This window comes from Streptomyces sp. PKU-EA00015 (assembly GCF_013387495.1).
In the GTDB taxonomy this organism is placed as follows: domain Bacteria; phylum Actinomycetota; class Actinomycetes; order Streptomycetales; family Streptomycetaceae; genus Streptomyces.
In genome coordinates, this window is sequence record NZ_JABZEE010000032.1 from 1 (window position 1) to 23,955 (window position 23,955).

Annotated in this window: 23 protein-coding genes and 1 tRNA gene; 15 read left to right on the forward strand and 9 right to left on the reverse strand. The window is 71.6% G+C overall.

All coding sequences use genetic code 11. The annotated features are described in order from the left end of the window. A partial coding sequence (locus HW130_RS20150) for a helix-hairpin-helix domain-containing protein (protein ID WP_256356206.1) occupies nucleotides 1–2,216 on the forward strand: 2,216 nt, incomplete at its 5' end. Between the two features lie 121 nt (nucleotides 2,217–2,337). On the opposite strand, the gene HW130_RS20155 is transcribed toward HW130_RS20150, so the two are convergent. Then, nucleotides 2,338–2,988 (reverse strand): hypothetical protein, encoded by a 651-nt coding sequence (locus HW130_RS20155; protein ID WP_177151044.1) that lies wholly within the window; start codon nucleotides 2,986–2,988, stop codon nucleotides 2,338–2,340. 47 nt (nucleotides 2,989–3,035) lie between these two features. On the opposite strand from HW130_RS20155, the gene HW130_RS20160 reads away from it, so the two are divergent. Continuing rightward, nucleotides 3,036–3,224 (forward strand): DUF5703 family protein, encoded by a 189-nt coding sequence (locus HW130_RS20160; protein ID WP_100106356.1) that lies wholly within the window; start codon nucleotides 3,036–3,038, stop codon nucleotides 3,222–3,224. Nucleotides 3,225–3,336: 112 nt separating this feature from the next. On the opposite strand, the gene HW130_RS20165 is transcribed toward HW130_RS20160, so the two are convergent. The 3 genes from HW130_RS20165 to HW130_RS20175 all read right to left on the reverse strand — a co-directional run bounded on the left by HW130_RS20165 (nucleotide 3,337) and on the right by HW130_RS20175 (nucleotide 6,004). Continuing rightward, a complete protein-coding gene (locus HW130_RS20165) occupies nucleotides 3,337–4,122 on the reverse strand; it encodes a chaplin family protein (RefSeq protein WP_177151045.1) in 786 nt (261 codons plus the stop codon). A 143-nt stretch (nucleotides 4,123–4,265) separates the two neighbouring features. Continuing rightward, complete coding sequence (locus tag HW130_RS20170; RefSeq protein ID WP_177151046.1) at nucleotides 4,266–4,499, reverse strand: chaplin; 234 nt, start codon at nucleotides 4,497–4,499, stop codon at nucleotides 4,266–4,268. Between the two features lie 179 nt (nucleotides 4,500–4,678). Next, the gene (locus tag HW130_RS20175) at nucleotides 4,679–6,004 is read right to left on the reverse strand and encodes a M20/M25/M40 family metallo-hydrolase (RefSeq protein WP_177151047.1); all 1,326 of its coding nucleotides are present in this window, start codon (nucleotides 6,002–6,004) and stop codon (nucleotides 4,679–4,681) included. 185 nt (nucleotides 6,005–6,189) lie between these two features. On the opposite strand from HW130_RS20175, the gene HW130_RS20180 reads away from it, so the two are divergent. The 3 genes from HW130_RS20180 (at nucleotide 6,190) to HW130_RS20190 (ending at nucleotide 7,619) form a co-directional block, all read left to right on the forward strand. Beyond that, nucleotides 6,190–6,277, forward strand: a tRNA-Leu gene (locus HW130_RS20180). Between the two features lie 33 nt (nucleotides 6,278–6,310). Continuing rightward, nucleotides 6,311–6,658 (forward strand): multidrug efflux SMR transporter, encoded by a 348-nt coding sequence (locus tag HW130_RS20185; protein WP_307716284.1) that lies wholly within the window; start codon nucleotides 6,311–6,313, stop codon nucleotides 6,656–6,658. A gap of 37 nt (nucleotides 6,659–6,695) precedes the next feature. Further along, nucleotides 6,696–7,619, forward strand: a complete 924-nt coding sequence (locus HW130_RS20190) for a pseudouridine synthase (RefSeq protein ID WP_177151048.1) — start codon at nucleotides 6,696–6,698, stop codon at nucleotides 7,617–7,619. Nucleotides 7,620–7,639: 20 nt separating this feature from the next. Here HW130_RS20190 and HW130_RS20195 read toward each other — a convergent pair whose 3' ends face one another. Then, nucleotides 7,640–8,728, reverse strand: coding sequence for an S-(hydroxymethyl)mycothiol dehydrogenase (locus tag HW130_RS20195; protein ID WP_177151049.1), 1,089 nt, complete (start codon nucleotides 8,726–8,728; stop codon nucleotides 7,640–7,642). 249 nt (nucleotides 8,729–8,977) lie between these two features. On the opposite strand from HW130_RS20195, the gene phsA reads away from it, so the two are divergent. Next, complete coding sequence (gene phsA / locus HW130_RS20200; protein ID WP_177151147.1) at nucleotides 8,978–10,810, forward strand: O-aminophenol oxidase PhsA; 1,833 nt, start codon at nucleotides 8,978–8,980, stop codon at nucleotides 10,808–10,810. A gap of 55 nt (nucleotides 10,811–10,865) precedes the next feature. Here the strand turns inward: phsA and HW130_RS20205 are convergent, their stop codons facing one another. Both HW130_RS20205 and HW130_RS20210 read right to left on the reverse strand, forming a co-directional pair. After that, nucleotides 10,866–12,329 (reverse strand): amino acid permease, encoded by a 1,464-nt coding sequence (locus HW130_RS20205; RefSeq protein ID WP_177151050.1) that lies wholly within the window; start codon nucleotides 12,327–12,329, stop codon nucleotides 10,866–10,868. A gap of 213 nt (nucleotides 12,330–12,542) precedes the next feature. Next, nucleotides 12,543–13,244: a FadR/GntR family transcriptional regulator gene (locus HW130_RS20210; RefSeq protein WP_177151051.1), complete on the reverse strand. Its 702-nt coding sequence runs from the start codon at nucleotides 13,242–13,244 to the stop codon at nucleotides 12,543–12,545. Nucleotides 13,245–13,402: 158 nt separating this feature from the next. Between HW130_RS20210 and HW130_RS20215 the strand changes: the two genes are divergently transcribed. Further along, entirely contained in the window at nucleotides 13,403–13,912 is a 510-nt protein-coding gene (locus HW130_RS20215; RefSeq protein WP_177151052.1) for a gluconokinase, read from the forward strand. A gap of 51 nt (nucleotides 13,913–13,963) precedes the next feature. Then, complete coding sequence (locus HW130_RS20220) at nucleotides 13,964–15,361, forward strand: gluconate:H+ symporter (RefSeq protein ID WP_177151053.1); 1,398 nt, start codon at nucleotides 13,964–13,966, stop codon at nucleotides 15,359–15,361. Here HW130_RS20220 and HW130_RS20225 read toward each other — a convergent pair. Beyond that, nucleotides 15,347–16,009, reverse strand: a complete 663-nt coding sequence (locus HW130_RS20225; protein ID WP_177151054.1) for a cytochrome b/b6 domain-containing protein — start codon at nucleotides 16,007–16,009, stop codon at nucleotides 15,347–15,349. The two genes, HW130_RS20220 and HW130_RS20225, sit on opposite strands and share 15 nt — an antisense overlap. Next, nucleotides 15,951–16,616 (reverse strand): molybdopterin-dependent oxidoreductase, encoded by a 666-nt coding sequence (locus HW130_RS20230; protein WP_177151148.1) that lies wholly within the window; start codon nucleotides 16,614–16,616, stop codon nucleotides 15,951–15,953. The genes HW130_RS20225 and HW130_RS20230 overlap by 59 nt, the downstream gene beginning before the upstream one ends. 418 nt (nucleotides 16,617–17,034) lie before the next feature. On the opposite strand from HW130_RS20230, the gene HW130_RS20235 reads away from it, so the two are divergent. From HW130_RS20235 to HW130_RS20265, 7 genes are all read left to right on the forward strand, one after another. After that, nucleotides 17,035–19,143, forward strand: coding sequence for a M14 family zinc carboxypeptidase (locus HW130_RS20235; protein WP_177151055.1), 2,109 nt, complete (start codon nucleotides 17,035–17,037; stop codon nucleotides 19,141–19,143). Nucleotides 19,144–19,299: 156 nt separating this feature from the next. Continuing rightward, on the forward strand, nucleotides 19,300–19,830 hold the full coding sequence (locus tag HW130_RS20240; protein ID WP_177151149.1) for an NUDIX hydrolase: 531 nt from the start codon (nucleotides 19,300–19,302) through the stop codon (nucleotides 19,828–19,830). Between the two features lie 22 nt (nucleotides 19,831–19,852). Then, complete coding sequence (locus HW130_RS20245; protein ID WP_177151056.1) at nucleotides 19,853–20,242, forward strand: DUF202 domain-containing protein; 390 nt, start codon at nucleotides 19,853–19,855, stop codon at nucleotides 20,240–20,242. Next, entirely contained in the window at nucleotides 20,239–20,535 is a 297-nt protein-coding gene (locus tag HW130_RS20250; RefSeq protein ID WP_177151057.1) for a DUF202 domain-containing protein, read from the forward strand. Before HW130_RS20245 ends, HW130_RS20250 begins: the two co-directional genes overlap by 4 nt. Nucleotides 20,536–20,691: 156 nt before the next feature. Then, nucleotides 20,692–20,988 (forward strand): hypothetical protein, encoded by a 297-nt coding sequence (locus tag HW130_RS20255; RefSeq protein WP_177151058.1) that lies wholly within the window; start codon nucleotides 20,692–20,694, stop codon nucleotides 20,986–20,988. 439 nt (nucleotides 20,989–21,427) lie between these two features. Then, nucleotides 21,428–22,447 (forward strand): phosphotransferase family protein, encoded by a 1,020-nt coding sequence (locus tag HW130_RS20260; RefSeq protein ID WP_177151059.1) that lies wholly within the window; start codon nucleotides 21,428–21,430, stop codon nucleotides 22,445–22,447. 7 nt (nucleotides 22,448–22,454) lie between these two features. Continuing rightward, on the forward strand, nucleotides 22,455–23,669 hold the full coding sequence (locus tag HW130_RS20265) for an acyl-CoA dehydrogenase family protein (RefSeq protein WP_177151060.1): 1,215 nt from the start codon (nucleotides 22,455–22,457) through the stop codon (nucleotides 23,667–23,669). Nucleotides 23,670–23,955: the final 286 nt, after the last annotated feature.

The following is a 23,955-nucleotide window of genomic DNA, read 5'->3' on the forward strand; positions in this document are numbered from 1 at the left end:
GGGCCGATGCTTCGGACCCGGCGGGCGGCGGTCACGACGTGAGCGACGCAGCCGCCGGCACCGGCGCCGAAGAGGACGACGTTCGCCAGTCCGCGAGCAAGCCGGGCACAGCGACGGCCGGCGGGGACGACGGCTCGAGCCCCGCGGACGGCGGCCACGGCACCGGTGCCTCAGCCGCCGAAGACGACGCCCCTGGCCCGGCGGAGGGGTCGGCCGCGGGCGCGGCACCCGCCACGGGCGGCGACGCCGATGGGCCCGAGGCCGCGCCCCCGGCAGGCGACGCCGCCGAGGGCAAGGACGAGGTCGAGGCGGAGATTGCCGCGCAGCGGGAAATGCGGGCGCGGATCGAGAAGCGGAAGGCCGAGCGAGGCGGGCCCATTGACAGCGGGGCCAAGCTCAGCGGGAAGGCCGCCGATCTGCTCGCCGCCGTACGGGCCGTGGAGAGCGGCGACGCCGCCGGGGCGGAGTTCTTCGACGCGGCGCCGCCCGTGCCTCGGCGGCCCGCGCCGGTCCCCGCGCCCGCACCCTCCGCGCCCGTCCGGGCGCCGGCGCGCGCGCCGGAGGTCACGCCCGAGACCCTGGCCGCCGTCCGGGCCGTGCTCGTGCGGGGCGGCGCGCCCGAGGCACTGGCCGTCCGGGTCGCCGAGACCCTCGGCGAATCCGCCGCGGACCTGCTCGCCGACGACCCCTGGCAGCTGCTGTCCGTGCCCGGCGTCGGGCCGGAGCAGGCGGACGGCTTCGCGCGGGCGCTGCTCGGTGACGCGTGCGGACCCGGTGACGAGCGGCGCGCCTCGGCGCTCGTGGCCTGGCTGCTGGAGCGGGCGGCGCTCCAGGGGCACACCGCCCAGGACGCCTCCGCCGTGCGCGCCGCACTCGCCGAGCGCAAGGTGCCCGATCCGGACGAGGCCGTCCACCAAGCCGTCGCCGACGGTGCCGTCCTCGTCTTTCAGGAGGGCGTGGAGGACGAGCAGGACACCGAGCCGGTCACCGTCCTGCTGGGCCTCGACCGTTACGCCATGGCCGAGGAGAGCCTGGCCGACGGGCTCGCCCGGCTCGTCAGGACCGGTCCGTCCGACGACTGGGAGGGCCCCGAGCTGGTCCGGGCCGCCGGCGCGCACGGGCTCGTCGTGCACACCGGCGGCGAGGCCGCCCGCGCCGAGCCGGTCGCCCTCGCGGCGAGGGCCCGTGGGCTCGGCCTGCGCACCGTCGTGGCCACACACGGGGAGAACGGCAGCCGCAGGCTCGGTGCCGAGGCCGGCGCCGTGACGGTCGCGGCTCTGCTCTCGGGCGCGGCCGGACCGGGCCGGGACGAGGACGGCGCGCTGGCGCTCGACGTCCTGGTCGTCCTCGACGCGCCGCAGCTGGACGTGGAGACCGCAGCGATGCTCGTCGAGTCCATGCCCGACGGAAGCCGCCTGGTGCTGAGCGGCGACCCCGGTGTGCTCGGGTCGGCCGGAGCGGGCCGCGTGTTCGGCGACCTCATCGCCGCGCGCGTGTGCCCGCAGATCGCCTCGCGCACGCCCGACCCCGGCCCGCTCGGCGAGCTGGTGTCCGGCATCGGCGTCGGGGAGCTCAACCAGGTGCCGGCGCCGGAGAAGGAGATCGTGATCGTGCCGGTGCGTGACGCCGGGGAGGCCATCCACCGCACGGTGCAGCTCGTCGCCGACTCGGTGCCGCGGGCCATCGGCGTACCGGCCGACCGGACGCAGGTGATCACTGTCGGCCACGGCGGCCCGGCGGGCACCCGTGCGCTCAACGCGGCCCTCAAGCAGCGGCTGAACCCGGGCCCCGGCCGGTTCGGCGGCTTCGACCCGGGTGACCGTGTCGCCTACGCCCAGGCACCCGGCCGGACGCTGACCGGAACCGTGGTCTCGGCGGACGCGCAGGGACTGCGTCTGGACTGCGAGGGGGCCAGGACGGTCGTCCCCAAGGAGCGGGTCGAGTCGGAGGTCCGCCACGGCTGGGCGCTCACGGCGCACCAGGCGGCGGGCATGCGCTGGCCGGCCGTGGTCGTGGTCCTGCCCGGGGACGCGGCGCAGGTGCTGAGCAGGCCGTGGGTGTACACCGCGTTCGGCCGCGCGGAGCGTCATCTGTCCGTCGTGCACGGCGTCGACCAGGCCCTCGCCCGCGCCGTGGCGGAGGTGCCGGGCGCGGAGCGTACGACCCGGCTGCGCTCGCTGCTGGAGGGCCTGCTGGCGGCCCGGCCCGAGTCCTAGCACGGCCGCGGCCCGGGACGACGGCATCGCGTCGTCCCGGGCCGCGGCAGCGTGCCGGAGCCGCAGGGGCAAGGGCATGGCATCGGGCCGGACAGCGCCGAGAGGCGCCCGGCGCCCGCCGTCACTCCTCCTGGTCGAGATCCTCCACCAGTTCCTCCTCGTCGAAGACCGAGCTGACGTCGAAGCGGCAGACGACCCGCCCGGGGTCCGCCTGGTCGAACGGGAGGCTCAGCCACTCGCCCGGTTCGGGCAGCTCGTCCGCGGCGGACACCCAGAGCGTGGAGTCCCCCTCCTCCAAGCCGAACTCCTTGTGCCGTGATGCGATTTCGTCCGGTTCGTACTCCCCGAAGAGCACACCGAGCGCCGCGTGCACGCTCGCGCCGACGACCGGCGCGTTCGTGGGCCGGTCCGCCGCGTCCGGATCGAGATCGGCGATGCGCTGTGCCTGGGCGAGCAGCCGCTGCGGCTCCGCCACCGCGTAGTCGCGGCGGATCAGCACGGTGAGAGCGTTCGGCTCCTCGGGACCGGCGTACGGCGGCAGCGAGTCGTCGGCGCCGGGAATCTCGAAGGGAGTCACCTCGTCGTAGCGGTCGTAGAGCCTCTCGTCGTAGGCCTCCGCCGCCGTGGCGAGCGCGTTGAAGGCGTCGTAGACGGCCGGGTCGTCCTCACCCGTGCGGTTCTCGACCGCCGCGAGGTGACGGTCCAGTGCGGCTTTGACCGCCTCGGCGGCGGCACGTACCTCGGCAGCGGTGGGCTGCGCAGCATCAGACATAGGGCAGACGCTATCCGTACCGGGCCGCTGCCCGCACAATAGATGCGATGCCGGAATACGAATTCGTCGACGTGTACGTCCCTCGCGGGGTCTCCCGCAAGGAGGCGACCCGTCTGCTGACCGACCATGCCGAGTACGGACACTGGGAGTTGGACCGACTGACCCTGCACCGGGACGGCAGCCGTCGTGTGCGGCTGCGCCGGCGCATCATCCGACAGGTGCGCGCCACCTGGTGAGCGCACCGGCAACGGTCCGGGCCCGATCCACGGGCGCAGACACGAGCCGGGCGCAGACGTAAGGAGCGGGCCTGCGGGCCCGCTCCTTCGTGTACCGCCTCAGCCCGACCGATCAGGCCGACGCGCGGGCCCGCCGGTAGAGGACCGCGCCCGCGAGCAGCAGTCCGACACCGGCCGGGGCGAGCACGTCGAGCGCGTCCATACCGGTCTCGGCCAGCTGGGCGCCCGTGACGGCCCGCGCACCGGGAGCGTTCGGCTCCTGCGGGTTCGACGGCGTGCTGGGCGTCGCCGGCGTCTCGGGCGTGGCCGGCTGCTCCGGCGTCTGCGGGGTGCCCGGCTGCTCCGGAGTCTGGGGGTTACCCGGCTGCTCCGGAGTCTGGGGGTTACCCGGCTGCTCCGGCGTCTGCGGGTTGCCCGGCTCGGCGGGCTCCTGCGGGTTGCCCGGCTCGGCGGGCGTGGAGCCCTCGGAGCCGTTCCCGCAGTTCCCGGACGACGGGTTGAGAGCGCCGATGATCGTGACGCTGTTCCCGCACACGTTGGCGGGCACGGCGACCGGCGCCTGTACCTGGTTGCCCGAGAGGATGCCCGGTGAGTCGCTCGCTGTGCCGCTCGCCTGCGCGCTGCCGGCCTGGCTGCCCGCACCGGAGTCGCCGCCGGACCCGTTGGCGCACATGTTGCCCACGGCGGGGTTGAGAAGTCCGATGACGTCCACGGTGTTCCCGCAGACGTTCACCGGAACGTGCACCGGCGCCTGGAGTGAATTCCCGGACAGTACGCCGGGTGAATTCGACGCTCCGCCGGTCGCCACCGAATCCGCCTGTGCGTAACCCCCGCCGAGCGCGAGTACGCCACTCGCGGCCGCTACGGAGATCAGACCTTTGCGCGTGACCTGTCGCATATGTTTCCTGCCTTCCAGCAGCTGTCAGAATGCCCCGGTGTGCTTCCCGGAGCTGGAAGAACCCGGGCGGCTCCGGAGTGCGGGCACGCACTCCCGAGCCGCCCGGAATCAAACCCGGGCCCTCCCGGGTCGAGTCACAGCGCTCAGAGGTTGGCGCATTCGTTGCCGAAGGTGGGGTTCAGCAGCCCGATGGCGTCGACCGTGTTGCCGCACAGGTTCACCGGCACGTGGAGCGGCACCTGGACAGCGTTGCCCGAGAGCACGCCGGGGGACTGCGCGGCAGCGCCCTGGGCAGCGGAGTCGGCCATGGCCACGCCCGCGCCTGCGAGCACCAGACCGCCAGTGGCAGCCGCAGCAGCGACGACCTTCTTGATCATTATTCCTCCTTGTTGGCAATACGGCCCCAGCCGCGGACCGCATCACCTGTAACGAGGAGGGCGCATGGGGGCTACGAGTCGAAACCTCCATTCACTCTTTCCGGTCACCGCCGCACATTCGGGCGATTATGAGAGCGTCGTTCCATCGCTTCGGCGCTCTTTCGGTCGGCAGTGGTGTGTCAGCACTGGTCGAGGAATCGGTCGAGCACGCGGACCCCGAACTTCAGGCCGTCCACCGGGACCCGCTCGTCCACGCCATGGAACATGCCCGCGAAGTCCAGCTCCGGGGGAAGCTTCAGCGGCGCGAAGCCGAAGCAGCGGATACCGAGGTCGTCGAAGGACTTGGCGTCCGTCCCGCCGGAGAGCATGTACGGCACGGCCCGTGCGATCGGGTCCTCGGCCTTGAGCGCCACCTGCATGGCGTCCACGAGTGCCCCGTCGAAGCTGGTCTCCAGTGCCTTGTCGCCGTGGACGTCCTCGCGCCTGACCCGGGGGCCGAGCAGCCGGTCCAGGTCCGTGAGGAACTCCTCCTCGTAGCCCGGCAGGAAGCGCCCGTCGACGTGCGCGGTCGCCTGACCGGGGATGACGTTCACCTTGTAGCCGGCGCCGAGCATGGTGGGGGCGGCGGAGTTGCGCAGGGTCGCCCCGACCATCTTGGCGATGCCACCGAGCTTGGCGAGCGTGGCGTCCATGTCCTCGGGGTCGAGCGGGGTGCCGAGCGCGTCGGACAGCTCGTCGAGGAAGGACCGGACGGTCTTGGTCACCCTGACCGGCCACTGGTGGCGGCCGAGGCGGCCGACGGCCTCGCACAGCTCGGTGATGGCGTTGTCGTTGTTGGTCATCGAGCCGTGGCCCGCCGTGCCGTCGACGGTCAGGCGCATCCAGTGCATGCCCTTCTGCGCCGTCTCGACCAGGTAGAGGCGCAGGTTCTCGTTCACGGTGAAGGAGAATCCGCCGACTTCGCCGATCGCCTCGGTGACGCCCTCGAAGAGGTCGGGGTGGTTGTCGACCAGGTGGCGGGCGCCGTAGGTGCCGCCGGCCTCCTCGTCGGCGAGGAACGCCAGGACGACGTCGCGCGGCGGCTTGCGACCGCTGCGCAGCCTGTCGCGTACGACCGCCAGCGTCATCGCGTCCATGTCCTTCATGTCCACCGCGCCGCGGCCCCAGACGCAGCCGTCCGCGATCTCGCCCGAGAACGGGTGGTGCGTCCAGTCGGCGGCGTTGGCCGGGACGACGTCGGTGTGGCCGTGGATGAGCAGCGCCGGCCGGGACGGGTCCTCGCCCTCGATGCGGGCCACGGTGGAGGCCCTGCCCTTGTGCGACTCGAAGATCTGCGGTTCCAGCCCCACCTCGGCGAGCTTCTCGGCGACGTACTCGGCCGCGGCGCGCTCGCCGGGGCCCGAGTGGTCGCCGTAGTTGCTGGTGTCGATCCGGATCAGCTCGCGACAGAGGTCGACGACCTCGTCCTCACCCGAGACGCCCCGGGCCGTGTTCGACTCGCTCACGCTGATTCCTCCCACTGTCGCTGCTGGTGGTCAGCCCTCATCCTCCCGCCATACCGGTCATTGCCCAAGGGCGGCCTCCGGACGTCACGGGGGGTTCACGGAACCGGGGGTGTGATCGAGGGGGGCCGAATGTTTGCTATGGTTTTCCACGTCGGAACGGCCCAGGGCCGCGAGACAGACACCTTGTCCGGGTGGCGGAATGGCAGACGCGCTAGCTTGAGGTGCTAGTGCCCTTTATCGGGCGTGGGGGTTCAAGTCCCCCCTCGGACACCAGTGAGATCCCCACGGCGTGCCGTGGGGATCTTCGTGTCTTCCGGGGAGGTGCTGATGGGTTTCCTGCTGGTCGCGGGAGCGATCGTCTCCGAGGTGATGGCCACTCTGGCGCTGCGCGCCTCGCACGGGCTGAACAGACCGGGTCCGAGCGTGCTGGTGGTCGTCGGATACGGCGCGGCGTTCGTGATGCTGGCGCAGGCGCTCAAGACCCTGAATGTCGGTCCTGTGTACGCGGTGTGGTCGGGGGTCGGGACGGTCGGGGCGTTCCTCGGCGGCGTCTGGCTCTTCGACGAACCCGTCAGACCCGCGACGCTGATCGGGGTCGCGCTCGTCATGATCGGCGTCGCGGTGATGTACCTCGGCGGTGGAATGGAGCACTGAGGCGGGGACTTGGGCGCGGTGGGCATACAGTCTCGTCGTGAGACGCAGACACAGGGCCCCGCGGTCGCCGCTCCCCCAGCGCGACGGGATCGACCCGGTGCGGCTGCGGCTGCCGGCCGATCCGGACGGCCTGTGGGCCACCGTGCGGGACCATCTCGTGGAGCGGTACGCGAACGCCATCGGGGCCGAGCAGGTCGACGCCATGCTCGACGAGGGCCGTATCGTCTCGGCGGACGGCCCGGTCACGGCCGGTGAGCCGTACGAGGCGGGGCGGTATCTGTTCTTCCACCGGGATTTCGCCGCCGAGGAGCGGGTGCCCTTCGAGGTGGGCATCGTGCACCGCGACGAGCGCCTGGTGATCGCCGACAAGCCGCACTTCCTCGCCACCGTCCCGCGCGGCAGCCACATCACCGAGACCGCGCTGGCGCGGCTGCGCCGCGATCTGGGGCTGCCGGAGCTGCAACCGGCGCACCGGCTGGACCGGCTGACGGCGGGGCTGGTGCTGTTCGTCGTACGGCCCGGGGACCGGGGCGCCTACCAGACGCTGTTCCGGGACCGGCGGGTGCGCAAGGAGTACGAGGCGATCGCGCCGTACGACCCGTCGGTCGCCCTCCCCCGTACCGTACGCAGCCGGATCGAGAAGGAGCGCGGAGTGATCGCGGCCCGGGAGACGCCGGGCGAGCCGAACAGCGAGAGCCGGATCGAGCTGCTGGAGGCACGCGGCGCGCTCGGCCGGTACCGGCTGCTGCCGGCCACCGGCCGAACGCACCAGCTGCGGGTGCACATGAACGCCCTGGGGCTGCCGATCCTGTACGACCCGGTCTATCCGGAGGTACGGGAGCCGGGGCCCGAGGACTACACCCGGCCGCTGCAGCTCCTGGCCCGTGTCCTGGAGTTCACCGATCCGGTGACGGGTGAGGCGTGCCGTTTCGAGAGCCGGCTGCGGCTGGCGGCGTGGTGATCAGCGGCGATCGGCGGTGATCACAGGAGGACGACCGAGCGCAGCACGTCGCCCTCGTGCATCCGGGCGAAGGCCGCCTCGACATCGCCGATGCCGATGGTCTCCGTCACGAACGCGCCGAGGTCGATGCGGCCCTGCTGGTGGAGGTCGATGAGCATCGGGAAGTCGCGGGAGGGCAGGCAGTCCCCGTACCACGACGACTTGAGGGCTCCGCCGCGGCCGAAGACGTCGAGCAGGGGCAGTTCGAGTTTCATGTCGGGGGTGGGCACGCCGACGAGGACGACCGTGCCGGCCAGATCGCGGGCGTAGAAGGCCTGCCGGTACGTCTCCGGGCGGCCGACGGCCTCGATGACGACGTCCGCGCCGAAGCCGCCGGTGAGTTCGCGGATCGCCTCGACGGGATCCGCGGAGCGGGAGTTGACGGTGTGGGTGGCGCCCATGGAGCGGGCGGTCTCCAGCTTGCGGTCGTCGATGTCGACGGCGATGATCTTCGCCGCTCCGGCGAGGTGCGCGCCGACGACGGCCGCGTCGCCGACGCCGCCGCAGCCGATGACGGCGACCGTGTCGCCGCGGCCCACCCCGCCCGTGTTGACGGCGGCGCCGATGCCCGCCATGACCCCGCAGCCGAGCAGTCCGGCGACGGCCGGGGAGACCGCGGGGTCGACCTTGGTGCACTGGCCCGCGGCGACGAGGGTCTTCTCGGCGAAGGCGCCGATGCCCAGGGCGGGTGACAGTTCGGTGCCGGAGGCGGTGAGCGTCATCCGCTGCCGGGCGTTGTGCGTGTCGAAGCAGTACCAGGGCCTGCCGCGCAGGCAGGCGCGACACCGTCCGCAGACGGCGCGCCAGTTGAGGATCACGAAGTCGCCCGGCGCGACGTCGGTGACGCCGTCGCCGACGGACTCCACGACTCCGGCCGCCTCGTGGCCCAGCAGGAACGGGAACTCGTCGTTGATCCCGCCCTGCTTGTAGTGCAGGTCGGTGTGGCAGACGCCGCACGCCTGCACCCGCACGACCGCCTCGCCCGGCCCGGGGTCGGGGACGGTGATCGTCTCGACCCGCACCGGCTCGTTCTTCCCGGGTGCGATCACACCTTGCACCTGCTGGGGCATCGCAGGACCTGCCCTTCCTCGACGTGGCGTCCTGACCGCCACTGCCTGTCACGGCGGCGCGCCGCGATGGCCCGCACGGTATGCCGAAGACGCCGCCCAAGCGGGCAATTTCGGCCAGAGGACACGGATACGGCAACTACGGAGGAAGGCGCAGAGTCCTACCGGGTGCAGGAGGGGGTCCGCACAGAAGTGCTGTACGGGGGAGAAACCTTGACCGAGATCATTGAGTGCGCCGCCGCGGCCGAAGCGATGGTGGAGGTCGGGCGCCGTCCCGGCCGGCCCGGCGCGCTGACGCCCTACGCCGACCCGCTGACGATTCCGCCGGTGCTGCGGCCCGACGTGGCCGATGTCCGTCAGGAGATAGAGATCGCGCTGCGCCCCACCTGGGTGCGGATGCACTCCCAGCTGCCTCCGACGCTGATGTGGGGATACGAGGGCAGCGTCCCGGGGCCCACCATCGACGTGCGTCGCGGGCAGCGGATCAGGGTCGCCTGGACCAACCGCATCCCGCCGGGCAGTGAGTACCCCGTCACTGCGGTGGAGGTCGGCCCGACGCCCGCGGGACAGCCGCTGCCCCACAACCGTCCGGGGCGCGAGGGCGTGAAGCCGGACGAGCGCGTGGCGGCCCTGCCCGCGTGGTCGGTGACGCATCTGCACGGCGCACAGACCGGCGGCGGCAACGACGGCTGGGCTGACAATGCCGTCACCTACGGGGACGCGCAACTGGCGGAGTACCCGAACGACCATCACGCGGCGCAGTGGTGGTACCACGACCACGCCATGAACATCACCCGGTGGAACGTCTATGCCGGTCTGGTGGGCACGTACCTCGTCCGCGACGACGAGGAGGACGCGCTGGGGCTGCCGTCCGGCGCGCGTGAGATGCCGCTGATCCTCGCCGACCGCAACCTCGACACGGACGAGGACGGGCGGCTGAACGGCCGCCTGCTGCACAAGACCTCGGTGCTGATCTCGAGCCATCCGGAAACAGGCAAGCCGGTGTCGCTGCCGTTTCTGGGGCCGTACTCCACGGTCAACGGGACGATCTGGCCACACCTCGACGTGGACGACGCCTGGTACCGCTTCCGGCTGGTGAACGCCTCCAACGCCCGGATCTACAACCTGGTGCTGGTGGACGAGCACGACCGTCCGGTGCCCGGCGTGGTGCGGCAGATCGGCAGCGACGGGGGGCTGCTGCCGCGGCCGGTGCCGGTGGACTTCCCGGGCGGGCAGCCGCTGACCATCGCCCCCGCTGAGCGGTTCGATCTACTGATCGACTTCCGGGCGCTGGCCGGCCGCCGGGTGCGGTTGGTGAACAAGGGGCGCAACGCGCCGGCGGGCGTGCCGGACCTGGCCGACAGCGTGCCGTATCCGCAGGTGATGGAGTTCCGGGTGCAGGAGACGTGCGAGCCGGATCCGTTCGTGCTGCCGCCGGTGCTGTCCGGGTCGTTCCGCCGGTACGACCACGCTCTGGTCGACCACGGGCACCGGCTGATCGTGCTGACGCCGCCACAGACCGTCGGCGGCGGCGGTCATCCGGAGATCTGGGAGATGACGGAGGTGAAGGACGCCGGCGTCCGGGTGCCGGCGGAGGGGGTGATCCAGCTCCGGAGCACGGACGGCACGGTGCGGACCTACCGGCGCACCTCGCGGACGTTCAACGACGCGCTCGGCTTCACGATCGGCGAGGGCTCGTACGAGCAGTGGTCGTTCCTCAACCTGGGCGCGCCCGCGCACCCGATGCACATCCACCTCGCCGACTTCCAGGTCATGAGCCGGGAGGCGTATCGGGTGGACGGTTTCGACCCGGAGCTCGGCGGTACGCGGACGCCGGTCGCGCCCGACCCGGACCGCACGCTCTCGGTACCGGCGAACGAGCAGGGCTGGAAGGACGTCTTCCAGGTCGCGGAGGCGGAGCTGGTGAAGGTGATGGGCCGGTTCGACGGGGCACACGGGCGGTTCATGTACCACTGCCATCTGCTGGAGCACGAAGACATGGGGATGATGCGCCCGTTCGTGGTCATGCCGAAGGAGGCGCTGAGGTTCGACCACGGCGCGGGCCACGGCGGCCACCACGGCTGAGGTACGGCGAAGGCCGGGCCCGCGGGACGTCCCGCGGGCCCGGCCTTCGCCGCGATCAGGCGCGGACGTCCTCGCGCTCGGCCTCGATGCGGCCGACGCGCTTGCGGACGACGTACCAGCCGCCGACCAGCGCGGCCGCGATCAGCGGCAGGCAGTTGACGGTGGTGCGGGCGATGCCGCCGTCCATCCACATCAGGACGAGGACGGAGGCGAGGAAGAACAGCGTGACGAGCTGGGTGTAGGGGGCCCAGGGCAGCTGGTAGCCGGGGCGGGTGACCCGGCCGTCCTTGGAGCGGTGCCAGAACAGCAGCGAGCAGACCATGATCATCGCCCAGGTGCCGATGATGCCGATGGAGGCGAAGTTCAGCACGAGCTCGAAGGCGTCGCCCGGCATGACGTAGTTCAGGCCGACACCGAGGACACCGAAGGCGGCGGTCAGCAGGATGCCGCCGTAGGGCACGCCGCCCTTGTTCATGACGCCGGTGAACTTCGGCGCGGAACCGGACATGGACATCGAGCGCAGAATGCGGCCGGTCGAGTACAGGCCGGAGTTCAGGCTGGACAGGGCCGCGGTGAGGACGACGAGGTTCATGACGCCGGCCGCGCCCGGGATGCCGAGCTTGTCGAAGACGGTGACGAAGGGGCTCTCGTCGCCGGAGTACGCGGTGTACGGCAGCAGCAGGGCGAGCAGCACGACCGAGCCGACGTAGAAGAGACCGACACGCCACATGATCGAGTTGATCGCCTTGGGCATGATCTTCTCGGGGTTCTCGGTCTCGCCCGCGGCGACGCCGCACAGCTCGACGGAGGCGTAGGCGAAGACGACACCCTGGATCAGCAGCAGCATGGGCATGACGCCGCTCGGGAAGATGCCGCCGTTGTCGGAGATGGTGGCGAGGCCCGGCGTGTGGCCGCCGATGTCGTGCGAGGTCACGACGAGGAAGATGCCGACGAGCATGAACACGACGAGCGCGGCGACCTTGATGATCGCGAACCAGAACTCCATCTCGCCGAAGTACTTCACCGAGATCAGGTTGGCGGTGAGGACGACGGCGAGGGCGATCAGGGCGAGGACCCACTGCGGGATGTCGCTGAACATGGCCCAGAAGTGGGCGTAGGTCGCGGCGGCGGTGATGTCGGCGATCGCGGTGGTCGACCAGTTGAGGAAGTACAGCCAGCCGGCCGTGTAGGCGCCCTTCTCGCCCATGAACTCACGGGCGTAGGAGACGAAGGCGCCGGAGGAGGGCCGGTAGAGCACCAGCTCGCCGAGCGCGCGGACGACGAAGAAGGCGAAGACGCCACACACGGCGTATGCGATGAAGAGGGACGGACCGGCGTTGGCCATACGGCCGCCGGCGCCGAGGAAGAGCCCCGTACCGATGGCGCCGCCGATGGCGATCATGTTGATGTGACGTGACTTGAGGTCCTTGCGGTACCCGGCGTCACCGGCGTCTACGTGGGGGGCGCCCGTCGCGGCGGCGACAGGCGTGTCGGCCGCAGCCATGGTGCGGTCACTCATTGAGGTGTTCGCCTTCGTGAGGGGGTGTGCGGTACCCGGCCTTGTGCGCCGGCGGCTCTGTGCGGTGTGCCGCGGCACGGCGTGGGTGCCCAAAGAGCCTGATGGCTCATAGTCAGGGCAACCCTGGGATTTTGGCAGTGGTCAACCTCACTCAGACATAGATCTGAGGTATTTCAGAGGTTTCGCCAATGTGAAGCAAGGATGCCCTGCGGTTCAGGGCGCGAGGACATCCAGCTCTTCCAGGGCTCCGGCAGCGATCTCCCGGGTGAGCCTCTCCGCACGCGCCGCATCGCCTTCGCGAACGGCTTCGGCGAGCTGCACATGGAGCGTCACGGCCGCCGGGTCCGGGTCGTCGAACATCACGTGGTGGTGGGTCCGGCCCGCGAGGACCTCCGCGACGACGTCGCCGAGCCGGGCGAACATCTCGTTGCCCGAGGCGTTGAGCACGATCCGGTGGAAGGCGATGTCGTGCTCGAGGTAGCCCTCCAGCTGGTGCCCCCGGGAGGTGGCGACCATGCCGATGGCCTCCTGGGTGAGGGCGGCGCACTGCTCCGGGGTGGCGTTGACGGCGGCGAGGGAGGCCGCGACCGGTTCGATCGCGGAGCGCAGCACGGTCAGGGAGCGCAGCTGGCGCGGCCGGTCGGCGCCGGCGAGGCGCCAGCGGATGACGCGCGGGTCGTAGACGTTCCACTCCTCGGTGGGCCGTACGGTCACGCCGACACGGCGCCGTGACTCCACGAGGCGCATGGACTCCAGGACCCGGACCACTTCCCGGACGACGGTGCGCGAGACGTCGAAACGCTGGGCGACCTCGTCGGTGCGCAGGACGCTGCCCGCGGGGTATGCGCCCGCGGTGATCGCCAGGCCGAGGGTGTCGAGCACCTGCGTGTGAAGCCCTCGGCCTTCTGTGGTCATGGGCAAAGCCTACGGGTGGGCCACGGGAGGGAGCCGAGGGGACCCGGGAACAAAAAGTATGACGTTTACGTCTCAGGCTCTTGAATAAGTCGTACCTAATGGGTTTCAGTAGCGCGACGGACGGATGTCGGATGTCGAAGAAGACAGCGAGGCACGTAATGAGCACCCCTCACGTCGTTGTGGTGATGGGCGTGGCAGGCACGGGCAAGACCACGATCGGCCCCCTGCTCGCCGCCGCCCTGGGCGTCCCGTACGCCGAGGGCGACGACTTCCACCCTCCGGCCAACATCACCAAGATGTCGGCCGGCACCCCGCTGGACGACGACGACCGCCGGCCGTGGCTGGACGCCATCGGAGCCTGGGCCCATGAGCGGGCCGGACACGGCGGCGTGGTCTCCAGCTCGGCGCTCAAGCGCGTGTACCGCGACCGGCTCAGGGCCGCCGCGCCCGGAGTCGTCTTCCTCCACCTCACCGGCGACCGCGCGCTCATCGAGAGGCGCATGACGGAGCGCAAGGGGCACTTCATGCCGACCGCGCTCCTCGACTCCCAGTTCGCCACCCTCCAGCCGCTGGGTGACGACGAGGCGGGTGTCGCCGTCGACGTGTCCGGAAGCCCCGAGGAGATCACCGAGCGGGCCGTCGCCGCGCTGCGCGCACTCCCTTCCTGACCTCCGTCCCCGTACCCCCGTCCCCCTCCCCTTCCGTGACAAGGAATCACCGTGACCAGTCTCAGCGTCGAGATGCTGGCAGCGGACACCGTCGAGCCGATCACCTCGGCGGGTAACGCTCAGCTGGGTATCGCCGTCCTGGCGGGTATCGCCGTCATCGTCCTGCTGATCACCAGGTTCAAACTGCACGCGTTCCTGGCCCTGACCATCGGTTCGCTCGCCCTCGGCGCGTTCGCCGGGGCGCCGCTCGACAAGGCCATCGCCTCCTTCAGCACCGGCCTCGGCAGCACTGTCGCCGGCGTCGGCGTCCTCATCGCCCTGGGCGCGATACTCGGCAAGCTGCTCGCCGACTCGGGCGGCGCCGACCAGATCGTCGACACGATCCTGGCCAAGGCGGGCGGACGCGCGATGCCGTGGGCGATGGTGCTGATCGCCTCGATCATCGGACTCCCGCTGTTCTTCGAGGTCGGCATCGTCCTGCTGATCCCGGTCGTGCTCATGGTCGCCAAGCGCGGCAACTACTCGCTGATGCGGATCGGCATCCCGGCCCTCGCCGGCCTGTCCGTCATGCACGGCCTGATCCCGCCGCACCCCGGCCCGCTCGTCGCGATCGACGCCATCGGCGCCAACCTGGGTGTGACCCTCGCCCTCGGCCTGGTCGTCGCGATACCGACGGTGATCATCGCGGGCCCGGTGTTCTCGAAGTTCGCGGCCCGGTGGGTGGACATCCCCGCGCCGGAGAAAATGATCCCGCAGCGCGCCTCCGACGACCTGGACAAGCGGCCCAGCTTCGCCGCCACCGTCGCCACGGTGCTGCTGCCCGTCGTGCTGATGATGGCCAAGGCGCTCGTCGACATCATCGTGGACGACCCCGAGAACGGCCTCCAGCGCGTCACGGACGTCATCGGCTCGCCGCTGATCGCCCTGCTCGCCGCGGTGCTGGTGGGCATCTTCACCCTGGGCCGCGCCGCAGGGTTCACCAAGGAGCGGATCGGCTCGACGGTCGAGAAGTCGCTCGCCCCGATCGCGGGCGTCCTGCTGATCGTCGGCGCCGGCGGCGGCTTCAAGCAGACGCTGATCGACATCGGTGTCGGCCAGATGATCCTGGACTTCTCCAAGGGCTGGGCCATCCCGACGCTGCTGCTCGCCTGGCTGATCGCGGTGGCGATCCGGCTGGCGACCGGTTCGGCGACGGTCGCGACGATCTCCGCGGCCGGACTGGTCGCGCCGCTCGCTGCCGACATGTCGACCTCCCACGCGGCCCTGCTGGTCCTCGCGATCGGCGCCGGTTCGCTGTTCTTCAGCCACGTGAACGACGCCGGCTTCTGGCTGGTGAAGGAGTACTTCGGCATGAACGTCGGCCAGACGATCAAGACCTGGTCGGTGATGGAGACCATCATCTCGGTCGTCGGCATCGTCATCGTGCTGCTGCTGTCACTCGTCCTGTAGCCACTCGGAGTGGTGGTCGCGGGCCCACTGGCGCTCGACCGACCCGGTGCGCATGCCACGGCGTGCCTCCGGGTCGGCGAGCGCCATTCCGATGTGCCCGGCCAGCACGATGCCGATGGCCAGCGACAGCCAGTCGTGCACGAACGTCGCGCCGGTGCGCCACACCAGCGGGGCGAGGTCCGTGAACCACATCAGCAGTCCGGTGCCGAGCATGACCAGGGCCGCGCCCGCGATCCAGGCCGCGTAGATCTTCTGCCCGGCGTTGAACTTCCCCGCCGGGCGGGACGGGAGCCGGTGGTCCCGGCGGCGTACGGCACGCAGCCAGGTGCGGTCGTGCGGGCGGAAGCGGTTGAGCCGGCGCAGGTCGGCGCGGAAGGCCGGGGACGCGAGGCCGAGCAGGAACGGCACCGGCAGCAGCACGCCGGCCCACTCGTGGACGGTGACCACGAGATGGCGGCGGCCGACGAGCTCGGCGATCTGCGGTACGTACAGGGCGGCGGCGGTCGCGACGCAGGTGAGCATCAGGGCGGCGGTGGTGCGGTGCACCCAGCGTTCGGCCCGGCTGAACCGGCGCACGCGGGTGGGCGGTTCAGACGGTGGGGGTGTCGCTGCGGCCGTTGGACCGGCCGACCCAGGCGTCGACGTCATAACCGCGCTCCTCCCAGTAGCCGGGCCGTACACGGGAGGTGACGGTGATCCCGGAGAGCCATTTCGCCGACTTGTAGAAGTACATGGGCGCGACGTAGAGCCGGGCGGGGCCGCCGTGGGCGTGACTGAGCGGCTTGTCCTGCATGCGCAGGGCGACGAGGACGTCGTCGCGACGGGCCTGCGGGAGGGTGAGGCTCTCGCTGTACGTGCCGTCGAAGCACGTGAACCGGACGGCCGTGCCCTCGGGGCGTATCCCGGCCGCGTCCAGAAGCAGCGACAGCCGCACGCCTTCGAACGGGGTGTCGGGCACGCGCCAGCCGGTCACGCACTGCACGTCGCGCACGATCCGGGTCTGCGGGAGGGCGCGCAGGTCGGCGAGCGTGTAGGCGGCGGGGCGTTCGACGAGGCCGTCGACGGTGAGGCGGTAGTTCGTCCCGTTCCGGCGCGGGACGGAGGAGGCGACCGAGTAGTAGCGGAAGCCGCCGCCGTTGGGCAGCAGCCCGGTGAGGCCGGTGGGGTCCTTGTCGGCGGCGGAGCCGAGGAACGACTCGAGCGCGCGCTGGAGTTGGGGTGCGGCGGCGACCGAGGCGGCTCCGACGCCGAGCATGCCCAGCACCAGCCGGCGGCCGAGGGGCGTGCCGGCCGTCCCCTCGTCGCGCTCGGCCGGCCCGGCGGGGCCGGTGTGCTCGGTGCGCTCCGCGTCACCGTCGTGTGAGGTCACTCTTCGATTCGAGCACGTGACCGGCGCGAGGGCCAGGGAAACGGGCGATACGTCAGACTTCCGTCACACCCCCCGCCGACCGGGCGTCGCACGGCCCGGGCCCGTGTGCGCGGGAGCGCCGCCGGACCGGGCGGAGCAGGGTCCTCCGATTCCCTTCCTGCCCTCTCGTGTACATGCCATCGCCTCTGCTACGTTCCCGGTCAGCCTCCCCCCACCACGGACAGGGCGATGTCCCGCCGAGGCCGCGCGGCCCCACGAGGGCGAGCCGGCCGCCGGGACAGAGCTCCTTTGAGAAGGAGTTCACGTGGTCGTTTCCCTCCCACGGTCCCGCAGGCGCACCGCGATCGCCTGCGCGTTGATCGCCGCCGCTGCGGGCGCGCTGCTTCCCCTCGCCCCGGCTTCTTCCGCCGCGGCGGCGGAAGACCAGGAGTTCAGGCCGCAGCTCGTGACGGTGGACACCCCCACCCGAGCGGACAGAAACAGACTGGCCTTGCTCGGGCTCGACCTGATCGAGCACGCGACGCCCGGCCACAGCGAGGTCGTCCTGCACGGGCTCGGCGACGCGCTCGCACTGCGCGCCGCCGGCTTCACCTGGCAGGCGCGCATCCCGGACCTCGTCCAGCGGGAGTCCGAGATCAACGCGGCCAACCGCGCCTACGCGGCCGCGACCGCCGCCTCGCCCCTGCCGTCGGGGCGTGACAGCTACCGCAGCCTGAGCGACTACAACGCCGATCTCGACCGGCTCGCCACAGCACACCCCGGCCTGGCCAAGAAGATCACGCTGCGGCACCGGAGCCTCGAGGGCAAGCCCGTGCACGGCGTGGAGATCGCCCACGACGTCACCGCCGCGCAGGACGGCCGCCCCGTCTTCCTCATGCTCGGCCTGCACCACGCCCGCGAATGGCCCTCGGGCGAGCACACCATCGAGTTCGCCCACGACCTGGTGAAGAACTACGGCAGCGACCCGCGCATCACCGCGCTCCTGAGGAAGGCCCGGGTCGTCGTCGTGCCGGTCGTCAACGTCGACGGCTTCCAGAAGTCCTACGACGACGGGCAGTTGATCGACCTGCGCCCCGTCGACGAGGGCGGCACCGGCTCGATCTTGGCCACTCCCGGGAACGCGTACAAGCGCAAGAACTGCCGGATCGTCGACGGGCTGTCCCCGCTCCTGAACGAGTGCGCCCTCGCGAGCAGCCCCGGCGGCTTCGGCGCGGGCGTCGACCTCAACCGCAACTACGGGGCGTACTGGGGCGGTCCGGGAGCGGCCGCCGAGCCGGTCCAGGCCACGTACCGCGGCGCCGCGCCGTTCTCGGAGCCGGAGACCCAGAACATCCGCGAGCTGATCAGCAGCCGTCAGGTGACCGGTCTGATCACCAACCACACCTTTTCCAACCTGGTGCTGAGTCCCGGCGGGGTCGCGCCCGACACGATCGGACCCGACGGGCGGCCCGTCGGCGATCCGCCGGACGACGCCGCGCTGACGGAGCTCGGCGACCGGATGGCCGCCCAGAACGGCTACACGAGCCAGCACAGCTGGGAGCTGTACGACACCACCGGCACCACCGAGGACTGGTCGTACAACGCGACCGGCGGCTACGGCTACACGTTCGAGATCGGCCCCGACGAGTTCCACCCGCCGTTCCCGGAGGTCGTCGACGAGTACCTCGGCGCGGGCGAGTTCGCCGGCAAGGGCAACCGTGAGGCGTACCTCCTCGCGCTGGAGAGCGCCGTGGACCCGCGGACCCACGCGGTGATCGGCGGCAAGGCGCCCGCGGGCGCGACCCTGCGGCTGCGCAAGACCTTCGCCACTCCCACCTGGTCGGGCAGTGTCTCGGACACCCTGGACACGACCATGACCGTCGGCCGGGGCGGCGCGTACACCTGGCACGTGAACCCCTCCACCCGGCCCGTCGTCAAGGCCCGCCAGATCCAGGTGATCTCCTCCGAGCCGCTGAAGCGGCAGACCTACACGGGCACGACCGCACCGGCGCAGCGGACGGAGCAGGAGTTCACCGTCGACCGGGCCGCCGACGTCCTCGAGGTGAAGCTCGACTGGCCGACGCCGGACGATCTCGATCTGTACGTGCTGCGCAGGAACGCCGACGGCAGCCTCACCCAGGTCGGCAGCTCCGCCGGCTCGGTCGGCGAGAAGGAACGGGTGCTGCTCCAGGACCCGGAGCAGGGCACTTATGTGCTGCGGGTGGAGAACTGGGCCTCCGTCACGCCGTCGTGGACGCTCACCGCATCCCTGTACGACGCCACGGAGCAGCAGACGGGCGGCCTGATCGAGAACTGGACCCTGACATGCGAGAAGAACGGGCAGGTCCTGGAACGCGTGCCCGTCGTCGTGGACCGGGGCCAGCAGGTCAAGGCCGATCTGAAGGCGTGCGCGCAGAAGTGGGGCCAGGGCTGATGCCGCACACCGCACCGGCGGCCCGTTGCGTGGTCCGTCTCGTGGAACCGGGCGTGGAGACCGCCCGGGACCCGGTGCGGGCCACGTTCCGCTGACGGACCCGCGAGGCCGCACCGGGTGCCCGGTGCGGCCTCGCGTGATGCTTGTATGGCTGCCATGACTCCGGCAGGCAATTCCGCGGACGAGCTCCTCGACATCGTCGACGAACAGGACCGGGTGATCGGGCAGGCACCGCGCGGCGAGGCGTACGCGCGCGGGCTGCGCCACCGGTGCGTGTTCGTCCTCGTACGCGACGCGGAGAGACGCGTCTTCGTACACCGGCGGACCGCGACCAAGCTCGTCTTCCCCTCGCTGCACGACATGTTCGTCGGCGGTGTCGTCGGCGCGGGCGAGACGTACGACGACGCCGCCCTGCGCGAGGCCGAGGAGGAGCTCGGGGTGAGCGGACTGCCGCGCCCCGTACCGGTGTTCACGTTCCTGTACGAGGGCGCCGGCGATCCCGCGCAGACCTGGTGGTCCTCCGTCTACGAGGTGTGCTGCACGCTCCCGGTGGAACCGCAGGCCGAGGAGGTCGCCTGGCACGGCTTCCTCACGGTGAGCGAGTTGGAGGAGCGCCTGCGCGAGTGGGAGTGGGTACCGGACGGCCTCGCGGCGTGGGAGCGGCTCAGGGCCCACCGGTCGGTGTGACGGCGCGGGTAGGGTGCCCGGCGTGAGCGACTTCGTACAGAGCCTGCGCCTGTGGTTCGCGCCCCGGCGGCTCCGGGAGGAGGGCGAGACCCCCGACTACCGCTTCTCGCTCGCCAACGAGCGCACGTTCCTGGCGTGGATCCGCACGGCGCTCGCGCTCATCGGCGGCGGCTTCGCCGTCGACCAGTTCCTGCCGGATCTGCGCTGGGGCGTACGGGCGGGTCTCGCGCTCGCGCTGATCGGGGCGGGCGCCATGTGCGCCGTGCGCGCCGTGAACCACTGGGTCCGCTGCGAGCGGGCGATGCGCCGTGGTGAGGATCTGCCGGTGTCCCGTTTCCCCGCGCTGCTGGCGCTGGTGGTCGCGGTCGTGTCCGTCGCCATGGTGGTCGTCGTGTCCTGGGGCGACGTGTGACGGCGCCCGAGCGGGATCCCGGGCTGCAGCCCGAGCGGACCCGCCTGGCGTGGCGTCGGACCACCCTGGCCTGCACGGTGGTGGCGGTGCTCGCCGCCCGGCAGGCGAGCGGGGACGCGTGGCCCGCGGTCGGGCTGAGCCTGGCCGCGTGGCTGGGTTTCCTGGCCGTGGCGCACCGGCGCATCGGCGCGATGGACGCGGCCCGGCCGCCGACGCTGTCGTTGCGGGGCGCCGTCGCGGCGGTGGGCTGCGTCCTGGCGCTCGCGGCGTTCGCCGTCGCGGTCGTGACCTGAGGCTGCCGGCGCCCCGGCGCCGCCGCGCAGGGCCGGGCGCAGCCGGCCCGGGGCGGTCGCCTGCCGGCGGCGCGGCCCGGTGCCCGGACCGGTCGGGGAGCGGCCACTAGCCTGGAGGGTGCAGATCACCACAATCCGGACTTCAAGGGGAGTGTCATGACCGTCCTCCACCAGGAGCACCCCGCCCACGAGCACACGCACGGACCGTCCTGCGGACACGCCGAGATCCCGCACGGTGACCACGTCGACTACGCGCACGACGGCCATCTCCACCGCAAGCACTCCGGGCACTGGGACGAATGCGAGCCCGGCGAGCACGTCTCGCACAGCAGCCACACCCATGAGCACGGCGCCGGATGCGGGCACCCCGCCGTGGTGCACGGAGACCACGTCGACTACGTCCACGACGGACACCGGCACGCCCAGCACGACGGCCACTGGGACGACCACTGATCCCCTGACCCACCCGGCCGCCCCCCGGGACGCGAGCCACCCGGCGGGCTCGGGGCGTCATTTAGAGCCGACCGGTTCACCGTCCGTGTCGGACGTCGAGGTACGGCTGATCCACCCCCGGCGGCGCGGCCCATGCACCGGGTGACACGGTGGTGCACCTGCCGGTACAGCAGGGGCTCCCCCCCTTCTGGAGACGGCGCGCGGGGCGGACCTCGGCCCGTTCGCCGAACTCCGCTCACCTCGCCGGAACGCACCCGTCCCGCCTGCGTCCGCAGGCCGAACGCGCCCGCCTCCACGGATCTCAGCCCGGGGCGGGCGCGTTCTCGTGTGTGATCCACGCATCGGTTCCACGGGCGCACTGGACGACATACCGACTGGTCGGTCATCATGAACGCGATCGTCAGGACCACGACCAGGACCGCCTCCGGAGGTGCGCACCATGAGCCCAGCCCCACAGGGCCTCGATCCCGAGCAGCTGCGCGGACATCTCGACCGCGAGCGGCCGGGGCTGGTGAGCGGACCTCTCAGCGCACGGCTGATCCAGGGCGGCCGCTCCAACCTCACCTACACGGTCACCGACGGCACCAGCCACTGGGTCGTCCGCCGGCCCCCGCTCGGCCACGTCCTGGCGACCGCCCACGACATGAAGCGCGAGCACCGGGTGATCAGCGCGCTCGCGCCGACCGAGGTACCGGTCCCGCGGCCGGTGCTGCTGTGCGAGGACGAGTCGGTCATGGGATCGCCGTTCTACGTCATGGAGTTCGTCGACGGCACGCCCTACCGCACCGCCGAACAGCTCGCCGCTCTCGGTCCCGCACGCACCCGCGACGCGGTGCTCTCCCTCGTCGACACGCTCGTCGACCTGCACGCCGTGGATCCCGAGTCGGTCGGGCTCGGCGACTTCGGGCGCCCCGAGGGCTTCCTCGACCGGCAGCTGCGCCGCTGGGGCAAGCAGCTGGACGCCTCGCGCAACCGGGAGCTGCCCGGCATCGACGAGCTGCACGCCACCCTCGGGCGCTCGCTGCCGCCGTCCCCCGCGGCCGCCGTCATCCACGGCGACTACCGCCTCGACAACGTCCTGATCGGCGCGGACGACCGGATCACGGCCGTACTGGACTGGGAGATGTCCACGCTCGGCGATCCGCTGACCGACCTCGGACTGCTGGTGATGTACAGCCGCCCGCTGGATCTGCCCGGTTCCCCCATCAGCACCACCGCGAGCGCGCCCGGCCACCCCTCCCCCGACGAGCTGATCGAGCGGTACGCCGGGCGCTCCGGCCGGGACACCTCGGCGATCTCCTGGTACACGGCGTTCGCCTGGTTCAAGCTCGCCGTGATCCTCGAGGGCATCCACTACCGCTACACACTCGGCCAGACCGTCGGCGCCGGCTTCGACCGCATCGGCGATCTCGTCCCCGTCTTCATCGAGCACGGCCTCACCACCCTCCAGGAAGGCTGAGTACCTCATGGACTTCGCATTCGACGCCCGTACGGAAGAACTCCGCGCCAGACTGCTCACGTTCATGGACGAGCACGTCTACCCGGCCGAGCAGATCGAGCACGAGCAGCGTGCGCGGCTGGCGTCACCGTGGGACACCCCGGCGATCGTCGAGGAGCTGAAGGCCGAGGCGCGCAAGCAGGGGCTGTGGAACCTCTTCCTGCCCGACGCCGAGCACGGCGCGGGCCTGACGAACCTGCAGTACGCGCCGCTCGCCGAGATCACCGGACGCAGCCCGCACCTGGCGCCGACGGCACTGAACTGCGCGGCCCCGGACACGGGGAACATGGAGGTCCTCGCGCAGTTCGGCAACGACGAGCAGAAGAAGCAGTGGCTGGAGCCGCTGCTCGCCGGTGAGATCCGCTCGGCGTTCGCCATGACCGAGCCCGAGGTCGCCTCGTCGGACGCGACGAACATCCGGACCCGGATCGACCGCGACGGCGACGACTACGTCATCAACGGTCGCAAGTGGTACATCTCCGGTGCGATGAACCCGAACTGCCAGATCTTCATCGTGATGGGCAAGACCGACCCGGACGGCGACGACATCCGCCGTCAGCAGTCGATGATCCTGGTCCCGCGGGACACCCCGGGCGTCGAGGTCCGCCGCGCCATGCAGGTCTACGGCTACGAGGACCACTCGCACGGCGGCCACGCCGAAGTCGTCTTCACCGACGTACGGGTGCCCGCGTCGAACCTGATCGACGAGGTGGGCAGCGGCTTCGCCATCGCCCAGGCGCGGCTCGGACCGGGCCGTATCCACCACTGCATGCGGCTGATCGGCATGGCCGAGCGGGCGATCGAGTTGATGTGCCGCAGGGCGGTGTCCCGCGAGGCGTTCGGCAAGGCGATCGCCCAGCAGGGCGTCGTGCAGAACTGGATCGCGGACGCGCGGGTGACCGTGGAGCAGCTGCGGCTGCTGGTGCTGAAGACCGCGTGGCTGATGGACACGGTCGGCAACCGTGGCGCGCACACCGAGATCCAGGCGATCAAGATCGCGACGCCGCGGGCGGTCGTGGACATCCTGGACAAGGCGGTGCAGGTCCACGGCGCGGGCGGCGTGAGCCAGGACTTCCCGCTGGCGGAACTGTGGGCGGCGGCGCGGACGCTGAAGCTGGCGGACGGGCCGGACGAGGTGCATCAGCGGTCGCTGGCGAGGCGGGAGCTGAAGAGGTACGTGTGAGGGGTGGGCGGGGTGGGGGGTCTCCCCCACCCCGCCCCTTCCCGTAACTGGGGGCTCCGCCCCCAGACCCCCTGACGGGGGAAGCGATATGGGGGCTGACGCCCCCATCCCCCTCCACGGCGGCAGCTCCGCGCCGCGGGCCGCCACCGGAGAACCAGCCCCGCCGGCGATTGAGGCGCGGGGCTTGGGGTGGAGGCCGGCGCCCGGCATCCTGGGCAGCGCCCCGACGAGGCGCGCCACGCGGACGAGGCAAGACCAGCCCCGCCGGCGAGCGAACCGCGGGCCC

What these genes read in the sequence shown, in the direction of transcription:
- HW130_RS20265 (WP_177151060.1), top strand. Translation starts at nt 22,455, where the DNA reads ATGGACTTCGCATTCGACGCCCGTACGGAAGAACTCCGCGCCAGACTG.
- HW130_RS20195 (WP_177151049.1), bottom strand. Translation starts at nt 8,728, where the DNA reads ATGCCCCAGCAGGTGCAAGGTGTGATCGCACCCGGGAAGAACGAGCCG.
- HW130_RS20160 (WP_100106356.1), top strand. Translation starts at nt 3,036, where the DNA reads ATGCCGGAATACGAATTCGTCGACGTGTACGTCCCTCGCGGGGTCTCC.
- phsA (WP_177151147.1), top strand. Translation starts at nt 8,978, where the DNA reads ATGGTGGAGGTCGGGCGCCGTCCCGGCCGGCCCGGCGCGCTGACGCCC.
- HW130_RS20215 (WP_177151052.1), top strand. Translation starts at nt 13,403, where the DNA reads ATGAGCACCCCTCACGTCGTTGTGGTGATGGGCGTGGCAGGCACGGGC.
- HW130_RS20165 (WP_177151045.1), bottom strand. Translation starts at nt 4,122, where the DNA reads ATGCGACAGGTCACGCGCAAAGGTCTGATCTCCGTAGCGGCCGCGAGT.
- HW130_RS20230 (WP_177151148.1), bottom strand. Translation starts at nt 16,616, where the DNA reads ATGCTCGGCGTCGGAGCCGCCTCGGTCGCCGCCGCACCCCAACTCCAG.
- HW130_RS20170 (WP_177151046.1), bottom strand. Translation starts at nt 4,499, where the DNA reads ATGATCAAGAAGGTCGTCGCTGCTGCGGCTGCCACTGGCGGTCTGGTG.
- HW130_RS20205 (WP_177151050.1), bottom strand. Translation starts at nt 12,329, where the DNA reads ATGAGTGACCGCACCATGGCTGCGGCCGACACGCCTGTCGCCGCCGCG.
- HW130_RS20260 (WP_177151059.1), top strand. Translation starts at nt 21,428, where the DNA reads ATGAGCCCAGCCCCACAGGGCCTCGATCCCGAGCAGCTGCGCGGACAT.
- HW130_RS20255 (WP_177151058.1), top strand. Translation starts at nt 20,692, where the DNA reads ATGACCGTCCTCCACCAGGAGCACCCCGCCCACGAGCACACGCACGGA.
- HW130_RS20155 (WP_177151044.1), bottom strand. Translation starts at nt 2,988, where the DNA reads ATGTCTGATGCTGCGCAGCCCACCGCTGCCGAGGTACGTGCCGCCGCC.
- HW130_RS20240 (WP_177151149.1), top strand. Translation starts at nt 19,300, where the DNA reads ATGACTCCGGCAGGCAATTCCGCGGACGAGCTCCTCGACATCGTCGAC.
- HW130_RS20210 (WP_177151051.1), bottom strand. Translation starts at nt 13,244, where the DNA reads ATGACCACAGAAGGCCGAGGGCTTCACACGCAGGTGCTCGACACCCTC.
- HW130_RS20225 (WP_177151054.1), bottom strand. Translation starts at nt 16,009, where the DNA reads ATGACGTCGACGCCTGGGTCGGCCGGTCCAACGGCCGCAGCGACACCC.